At 72.7% G+C, this 1,858-nt stretch carries 1 protein-coding gene; it reads left to right on the top strand.

The window, feature by feature from the left end:
- Positions 1-32 precede the first annotated feature (32 nt).
- Positions 33-1,858, top strand: a 1,826-nt coding sequence (locus AB0L34_RS33710) for an amino acid adenylation domain-containing protein (RefSeq protein ID WP_363709711.1), incomplete at its 3' end; no start/stop codon positions are given.

Genomic DNA, 1,858 nt, shown 5'->3' with positions numbered 1-1,858 from the left:
CGAGGCGGGTGGGCGCGGCGTGGGCTGCGCCGGTGGCGACTACGGGGATACCGGGTCCGGTCGCGGTGGCCCTGGTCGACGGCCCGGTCGCCGAGGCGGGACCGCAGGCGGTGGACGTCGACCTGGCGGTGAGTGTGGCCTCCGACGGATCCGGGCTGCGGATCGACTACGCGGCCGAAGCATTCTCCACGGACTGGGTGCGGGGCCTGCTGGACCAGACCGTGATGCTGACGTCGGCCGGGATCCGGGAACCCGAGATCCCGCTGTCGGGGTTGCCGTTGTTGGGTGCGGCCGATCGCGATCGACTGCTCGCGTGGGGCCGGGGCCCGGTCCGGCCGGTGCCGGACGAGCCGATCCACGACCTGGTGCTGGCGTGGGCCCGCCGGACCCCGGAAGCGGTCGCGGGCGTCGCCGACGGCGAGGTCCTCACGTACGGGGAACTGGCGCGCCGATCGGACCTGCTGGCCCGTCACCTGCGGTCGGCCGGCGTCGGCGTCGGGGACGTGGTGTCGCTGGCGCTGGACCGCAGCATGTGGACCCTCGTCGCCACCCTGGCGGTCCTGCGGGCGGGGGCGGCGTACACGCCGATGGACGTGGCCTGGCCGGCGGAGCGGATGCGGATGCTCCTGGCCGACCACGGCGCCCGGGTCGTACTCACCGTCGGCGAGGTCGCCCCGCGCATCCCCCGGCCTGACGGCGTACGGGTGGTCGCCCTCGACGACGACTGGCCGACGGTGGAGGCGACCGGACCTGTCGACCTGCCGGTGGTGGACGCCTCCGGGCCGGCGTTCGTGATCTACACGTCGGGATCGACCGGGAAGCCGAAGGGCGTGGTGTTGACCCATGCCATGTTGACGAACTTCCTCACCTGGATGCGCGAGGAGTGCGCGGTCGGCCCGGACAGCCGGATGCTGCACTGCTGCGCCCCCGTGTTCGACGTGGCCCTGGGCGAGATCTACACCGCGCTGACCTCCGGCGCGCGCGTCGTGGTCTGTTCCCGTGACGACCTGCTCGACGCCCGCCGGTTGACGGATCTGATCGCCAAGGAGCAGACCAGCCACGCGTTCTGCCCGCCCACCAACCTCGCCGCGGTCGACCCGGCCGACTGCCCGAGCATGTCCTGCGTGACCCTCGCCGGTGAGCCGATCCCACCCCGCATGGCCCAACGCTGGCTGGCCGCCGGCGCCCGCCTGATCAACGCGTACGGTCCGGCCGAGGCGTCCGTCGCCTGCACCTGGTACGACGCCGGCGCCGGCTGGGGCGGCGCGTACGTGCCCATCGGCTGGCCCATGCCCAACCGGCAGATCCGCGTCGTCGACCCGCAGTTGAACCTCGTGCCCATGGGCGTCCCCGGCGAAATCCTCATCACCGGGAAGGGCGTCGCCGACAGCTACCTCCACCGCCCCGAACTGACCGCACAACGGTTCGTCACCGACCCGTACGACGGTGGGGTCGCCTACCGCACGGGCGACCTGGGCCGGTGGAACGCCACCGGAGCGCTGGAAATCCTCGGCCGCATGGACCACCAGGTCAAAGTCAACGGCATCCGCATCGAACTCGGCGAAATCGAGGCCGTCCTCGAACAACACCCCGACGTCGGCACCGCCGTCGTCGTCCGCCGGGAGGACCAGGGCGTCGCCCGGCTGGTCGGCTACGTGACCGGCCGCGACGGCCGCACCCCGATAGTGAGCGAGCTACGCGCCCACGCCGCGACCGCGCTGCCCGCCTACATGGTCCCGGCCGTCATCATGACCCTCGACCGCTTCCCCGTCGGCGGCACCGGAAAGATCGACCGCCGGGCCCTACCAGAACCCGGCTCCCAACGCCCCGACCTCGACGTCGACTACGTCGCACCCAC

The sequence above is a fragment of the Micromonospora sp. NPDC052213 genome (assembly GCF_040679695.1).
In the GTDB taxonomy this organism is placed as follows: Bacteria; Actinomycetota; Actinomycetes; order Mycobacteriales; family Micromonosporaceae; genus Micromonospora.
This window is presented reverse-complemented; position numbering and strand designations above follow the sequence as displayed.